Below are 5,780 nucleotides of genomic sequence, written 5' to 3' on the forward strand. Positions count from 1 at the left end.
GATGCGCGGTGAACCAGAGCGGGATCACGACGCCCCAGTCGAGCGGTAAGACGGCTCGTTCTTTTGCTTCCTCACCCACCAGTCGTACCAGTGGGATTGTGGCTTGCTCGCAGGCAGCGTAGATACTCTGAACCAGCTCCAGATCGGTTTCAAACGACGCCTTGATGTGCTTGCCATCGGGCTCGCCCACGATACCGGCGGCGTGGCGCGTCGCCCCAATCGAGAGGGCACTATCCACCACAATCCCATGCGGGGTCAGAACAATCACGGTATCGATCTTCTGCGCCGCAAAGCGGCGGCCCAGCTCCTGCATCGCGGCGCGGGTTTTGGCCATGAGCGCCAGGTCATCGGTGAGCTGGGGGACGATCTCTCCCCCATGAGGCGCAATCGCGGCAAAGACAAGCGGCATGGGCTATTTTATCCGATACCGCGATTTCATTACCTTCGTTCATAGAGCTGCTCAGCAAGCGTGACGGCAAAATCGCGGCCCTGGGGGCCGTTCTCCAGTGCCGCAAGCCAGTTCTCGGGAATTGCTGCTGCCCCGTGAAACGCTCCCGCCATTGCGCCCGCCATCGCTGCAATCGTGTCCGCATCACCGCCAAGACTCACGGCGTAGAGAAGGCAGTCGGGGAGCGAGTCCCAGCGTGAGAGAAAGGCAAAGAGCGCGGCAGGCACGGAGAGCGTTGCAGCCAGATCGGTTCCCAGGCGCGCCGCGACTACACACGGCTCAGGCTCGGCAGCGAGAAAGCCCTCGACTTGATCTAGCTTCTTGAGATAGACCTCATCAGTGACTCCCGAGCGCACAAAGCCTAGGAGCGCCACGACAATCGAGCTCCTCCGCACCTGCCATCGCTTGCCGGAGCGCTCCCGCAACGGCGAGCGCAACTACAACCGCGCCTTCGATGCCGTGCTTGTGCGTGTGGGTTGGCAGGCTGGAGAGTCGTGCTTGCTCGCAAATGACCTCCACATCGGCGTCCCAGTAGAACGCCCCGAGTGGCCCGACACGCATTGCAGCACCATTGCCATAGCTGCCCTGACCCCCAAAAACCTGCCGTGCGGGCTCGTCCCACGGGCGGCCCTGCTTTAGCGCATCCAGCACCCCGTAGGCTCCGGGGCCATAGCCGCGCCAGGGCTGAAAGTTCTTCGCAAAGTGCCGTGCCAGATGCTCGGGGATGATCTCACCATCGTCTACCAGCGCCTGAGCGATGCCAATGGCCATCTGCGTGTCGTCGGAGTAGCGTGCTTGCCCCGGCTCTACTTTACCGCCCGTGACCAGGCCCAGACCGCCGTCGCCAGCTCTTGCTCTCCTCGGGGCAGGTGGCGCAGCTTATCGAGCTGCTCGGCCATACGCAGACAGTCCCAGCCTTCCACAGGCACGCCAATCGCATCGCCGACCATTGTGGCTATCAGCACTCCAACAAAGCGGTCTTTTAGCAGATCTTCCATAGTCTTGTCCTGAGTGGCAGGATACCACGGGATATTTTATCCACGAAAGTAAGGAGAAGGGAACCAGCATGGGTGCTTTGACATCTCTCCTGATATGAGTGTTTTTCTCCTCTCCAATCCCAGCTCTGGTGGCAACAGTAGCAACTCCTGGCTGGAAACGGCCCGAAGGCGAATGGGGGAGCGACTAGGGCGCTGGACAGAGGTAGTGCTTCGTCCTGGCGAGGATGTCACGATGCTCACCCGCGCACTACTCCCAGAAGCCTGGCTAATCTTTGTGGCAGGTGGCGATGGGACAGTGCGGGCAGCGGCGAAGGCCCTTCATGGTACGGATACTCCCCTCGCGATCCTTCCTACAGGTACGATCAATGTCCTGGCACGTGAGCTGGGGGTCTCTCTTTTCGACCCCATAGCGGCAGTGGATACGGGGCTTGGCAAAGAGGAGCGCTGGATAGACATAGGGCTATGCAATAACGAGCCGTTTCTGCTGGTCTGCTCGGGTGGCGTGGATAGCGCGACGGTGCGCCAAGTCAATGAGAACCTCAAGAGTACCATGGGCGCGACAGCCTATGCTCTAGCAGCCGTCGGAGCGCTGGCAACCTTCACACCCCCCAAGGTTCGCGTCACGGTTGATGGGGTGGCTCTCCCCGAGACCGATGTCTTTTTGGTGGCGGTGAGTAATCTTGCACTCTACGGCGGTGACCTTCGGCTCTTTCCCGATGCCCAGCCCGACGACGGCCTCCTCGACATTGCGCTCTTCACGGCTCCCGCGCTCCCTGGCCCCCTCCGTAACACCGCATTTCTTCCCCAGCTCGCGGACACTGCACGGGGACGGCACCACCAGAGCCCCAACATCTGGACGTACCAAGGCAAGCACATCACTCTAGAAGCCGATAAGCCGCTCCCGCTTCAGCGCGACGGTGACCTAGGCGAAAGCACACCAGCAACCTTTACGATTACTCCCCGCGCACTGCGTATCAAGACCCCCGCGCTCTGAGACTAGCCCCCTGCCAGAAACGCCTCGCGGCAGGCGGTGAGCTTCTCGGGTTGTGTGCCAAAGCGCTCCTCGTAGGCGGCCATGGTTGGCAAGAGGCGGGCTTCCCACTTCACGGTGGCACCGACGGCGATCATGGAGAGCTTGTGTACCAGAAAGGGGTTCTTCATGCGCAGCAACGTGAGCCTCGCAAACGCCTCAGCATCATCTTTTTCCAGTGGTGGGCAGATCGCCGGGAGAATCTCGTCCCAGAGCAGCGACTCCAGCCACGGGCCCAGCTCCGGGTGCTCCAGTGCCTCCCGCACGGTCTCGACGCCGTACTTGCTAGGGCCAATGCTGGCCATGGCAGTGTGCAGGCCGTTGAGAAGCCGCACTTTGCGCACCTGATAGCGCTCGATACTCGGAGTAACGACAATGCCACCAGGGTTAGCGGCGGCCAGCTCTCCTAGTGCTCCCGTTGGTGTACCTTGGATCGCCCAGAACGTGTAGGGCTCCACAATTGCGGCGAGGGGATCGGTGTCGTCTTGGGTGCAGATACGATCCACCAGCGTGTCACAAAAGACGCAGGCGCTGTCCAGCCAGGCCAGAAATACGGGGTCGGGGGCGCACTCAGCGACCATTGCGCGGAGCTTGCTCCCGTTCTCGGCGATCAGCTCCGAGGGAAGAATCGTTACACCGGGCGCACCCGACTCCATCCGGGCTCTCAGCCAGGCTGCCAGTCGCCCCGGGAAAGACTGCTCCTTGGGCTCGGTGAGCTTAAACCCCGACTCACTGACATTGCTGATGACCAGCCCGATCGCAGGATCGCTCGCCGTGGCAAGCACTGCCTCAGTATCATCGCTGGCCGTGAGAGCACTCTCGATAATCGCGACTTCCCGCGCCGTATCTACCACGCTGCCATCGCTACCGAGCCCACGCTCACGGAGAGTGAACTTCCCGCCACTTGCCCGCAACGCCCGTGCCCGGTCGTCGCCCGAGGGGGTCGAGCTGACCATGGTGATGGGCATCTGCGCCTTTTCCGCACAGTCGGCGATCAGGCCGCGTAGCAGCACGCCGGTTCCAAATACTAAAATCTTACTCAATTGATTACTCCGTCTTTGAACAGCGCGATCTCGCGGCACCCATTGCGCTCCGCTTTGGTAAAGTACTCGCCCGACGCGGCTTGGATGACGAGAGCCATTAGCTCATCGGCGAGGGTTTCGAGGGGGATGCCCTCTTCGACCAAGCGGCCTGCGTCGAAGTCAATCCAGCCCGGCTTTCGCGTTGCCAGCCCCGAGTTGGTGGCGATCTTAAACGTCGGGGCGCAGGTGCCAAACGGGGTTCCGCGGCCCGTGGTAAAGAGCACCAGCTGCGCCCCCGTGCCCGCCAGCGTGGTGCACGAGACCACATCGCTTCCCGGCCCGTAGGCGAGGGCAATGCCGGGTGTTGGGTTGGGGGCGAGTGGCTCACCATAGCCTAAGATATGTGCAATCGGAGCCGTTGCGCCGCCTTTTTGGATGCAGCCAAGGGACTTCTCTTCGAGGGTCGTGATCCCGCCCGCTTTGTTGCCCGGTGCGGGGTTCTCGGAGATGGGCTCGTTGTACTTTCGAAAGTAGTCCTTGAAGTCGTTGATCATGCGCTCTATGGCGTGGAAAGTGGGCTCATCGGCGGCGCGCTGCATCAGGAGCTTCTCCGCGCCAAACATTTCCGGCACCTCGGTGAGCACGCTCACGCCTCCGGCGGCGGCGAGACGGTCCGACAAAACCCCGACGAGCGGATTGGCGGTGAGGCCCGAGAAGCCGTCCGAGCCGCCGCACTTCATCCCGAGCACGAGCTTGGAGAGAGGCTGGGGCGTGCGCACGTCGTCTGCCGCGATCTCGGCAAGCTCACTCAGAAGGCGCACGCCCTCGCCGATCTCATCGCTGACTTCCTGGGCGGAGAAGTAGCGCACCCGGTTTTGGTCGGCCACGCGAAACGCCGCCACTTGGTCCATGAGCGCGTTGTTCTCACAGCCGAGGCCCATGAGCAAGACCCCCGCGCAGTTCGGGTGTGCCGCCAGCGCCGCGATCAGTCGCCGGGTCTGCTGCAAGTCTCCGCCGAGCTGAGCGCAGCCGTAGGGGTGGGTGAAGGCATAGACCCCGTCAATGCCGTTCCTGCCCGCCAGCTTTGCATGCGCTTCTCGGGCGACCGTCTCGGCCATTTTATTGATGCAGCCGACCGTGCACAGCACCCACAGCTCGTTGCGAATTCCGACTTTGCCATCGACCCGAAGAAACCCGTTGAAGCTCCCTCTGGCTTCCCCATTCGTGGGGGCGGGGGGGGCATAGGGCACGTACTCGTACGCCTCATTGGCCCCGAGCATGGTCTTGGCGTTGTGGGTGTGGAGCCAGTGTCCCGCCGTGACGGCTTGCGTGGTGCGGGCAAACGGCTGGCCGTATTTCTTGACCACAGTGCCCGCCGCCAAGGGCCGTAGCGCGATCTTGTGGCCGGAGGGAATGGCCTGGTCGGTGTAGTAGTCAGTGGTTCCGATGCGGATATGCGTTCCTGCGGCAATCGCGGGGGAGAGCAAGACGGCAACATCATCGTCCGGGTGAATCTTAAGGGCGCGGGCTTCCATAGCCTCTAAGATTCACCGTGGCCGGGTCTAGCTCCTGCCAGAATTTCTTCTGCGGCTTTCTCGCCGGAGCGCATGGCTCCGTTGATGCTACTTGCCGCCGTAAACTCGCCTGCAAAGTACGTGTTGGGCAAGTTCGCTTTATTTCCGGGAAGCGTTTGCCAGAAGTTCTTGGGTTGTGCAAACTGCGCGTAGGGAATGCGGTAGGCGCGGAGCGGGCGGTAGGTGGCGAGGGCGGACTGGGCGGCGGTGTCGCCGGTGAACATGCGCCGTAGGTCGGTGAGGGCGGCGGTAAAGAGGGCGGCATCGTCGAGAGCGGGGACGCCGATCACGGACGCCGAGAGCAGGTGCTCGCCGGGAGGGGCGTACTCAGGGGCGATATTAGTCAGAAGTGCGGCTTGATTCAGAAACGCATCGCAGTTGGCGTTCAGCAGAAACTTCTTGCCCGGCCAGAGTGGCACTTTCCCCGCAAAGTAGAGAGTCGTCGTGCCCACGCTGCCCTCGGGGGTGACAAGTCCGGTGAGCCGAGCGGCCTCGGGTGCAGCGGTGGCGACGATAATCGTGTCGGCATCGAGCGTCGAGAGATTTTCGATGGGCGACTCCAGGCGAATGTCCAGTCCCTGAGCCAGCTGCAGGGCGATTGTGCCCATGCCACGAGCCGGAAGAGTGGCATCGCCCTCAGCGAGCATCTTCCAGCAGAACTGAAAGACCCGCGCCGATGTCTGTAGGCTCCGATCCAGAAAAATCCCG

Annotated in this window: 7 protein-coding genes and 1 pseudogene; 1 reads left to right on the forward strand and 7 read right to left on the reverse strand. The window is 62.2% G+C overall.

Annotated elements, in window-relative coordinates; genetic code table 11:
- The 4 genes and pseudogenes from RMO15_RS09575 to RMO15_RS09590 form a co-directional block, all read right to left on the reverse strand.
- Nucleotides 1-409: pseudogene (locus RMO15_RS09575) on the reverse strand (hypothetical protein); the annotation flags it as partial.
- A gap of 29 nt (nt 410-438) precedes the next feature.
- A complete protein-coding gene (locus tag RMO15_RS09580; protein WP_309711191.1) occupies nt 439-822 on the reverse strand; it encodes an ADP-ribosylglycohydrolase family protein in 384 nt (127 codons plus the stop codon).
- Complete coding sequence (locus tag RMO15_RS09585) at nt 785-1,282, reverse strand: ADP-ribosylglycohydrolase family protein (RefSeq protein ID WP_369016095.1); 498 nt, start codon at nt 1,280-1,282, stop codon at nt 785-787. The genes RMO15_RS09580 and RMO15_RS09585 overlap by 38 nt, the downstream gene beginning before the upstream one ends.
- On the reverse strand, nt 1,255-1,446 hold the full coding sequence (locus RMO15_RS09590) for a hypothetical protein (RefSeq protein WP_309711196.1): 192 nt from the start codon (nt 1,444-1,446) through the stop codon (nt 1,255-1,257). The genes RMO15_RS09585 and RMO15_RS09590 overlap by 28 nt, the downstream gene beginning before the upstream one ends.
- A gap of 94 nt (nt 1,447-1,540) precedes the next feature.
- Between RMO15_RS09590 and RMO15_RS09595 the strand changes: the two genes are divergently transcribed.
- Nucleotides 1,541-2,440 carry a diacylglycerol kinase family lipid kinase gene (locus RMO15_RS09595; protein ID WP_309711199.1) on the forward strand — a complete coding sequence of 300 codons (900 nt, stop codon included), beginning with the start codon at nt 1,541-1,543 and terminating at the stop codon, nt 2,438-2,440.
- Nucleotides 2,441-2,442: 2 nt separating this feature from the next.
- Here the strand turns inward: RMO15_RS09595 and RMO15_RS09600 are convergent, their stop codons facing one another.
- The 3 genes from RMO15_RS09600 to RMO15_RS09610 all read right to left on the reverse strand — a co-directional run.
- A complete protein-coding gene (locus tag RMO15_RS09600; RefSeq protein WP_309711201.1) occupies nt 2,443-3,519 on the reverse strand; it encodes a hypothetical protein in 1,077 nt (358 codons plus the stop codon).
- Nucleotides 3,516-5,033, reverse strand: a complete 1,518-nt coding sequence (locus RMO15_RS09605; RefSeq protein ID WP_309711202.1) for an altronate dehydratase family protein — start codon at nt 5,031-5,033, stop codon at nt 3,516-3,518. The genes RMO15_RS09600 and RMO15_RS09605 overlap by 4 nt, the downstream gene beginning before the upstream one ends.
- A gap of 5 nt (nt 5,034-5,038) precedes the next feature.
- Nucleotides 5,039-5,780 (reverse strand): FAD-dependent oxidoreductase (locus tag RMO15_RS09610; protein WP_309711205.1); only part of this gene is annotated, 742 nt, incomplete at its 5' end.

It is taken from the genome of Armatimonas sp., assembly GCF_031410135.1.
Lineage (GTDB): Bacteria > Armatimonadota > Armatimonadia > Armatimonadales > Armatimonadaceae > Armatimonas.

What these genes read in the sequence shown, in the direction of transcription:
- RMO15_RS09605 (WP_309711202.1), bottom strand. Translation starts at nt 5,033, where the DNA reads ATGGAAGCCCGCGCCCTTAAGATTCACCCGGACGATGATGTTGCCGTC.
- RMO15_RS09590 (WP_309711196.1), bottom strand. Translation starts at nt 1,446, where the DNA reads ATGGAAGATCTGCTAAAAGACCGCTTTGTTGGAGTGCTGATAGCCACA.
- RMO15_RS09595 (WP_309711199.1), top strand. Translation starts at nt 1,541, where the DNA reads ATGAGTGTTTTTCTCCTCTCCAATCCCAGCTCTGGTGGCAACAGTAGC.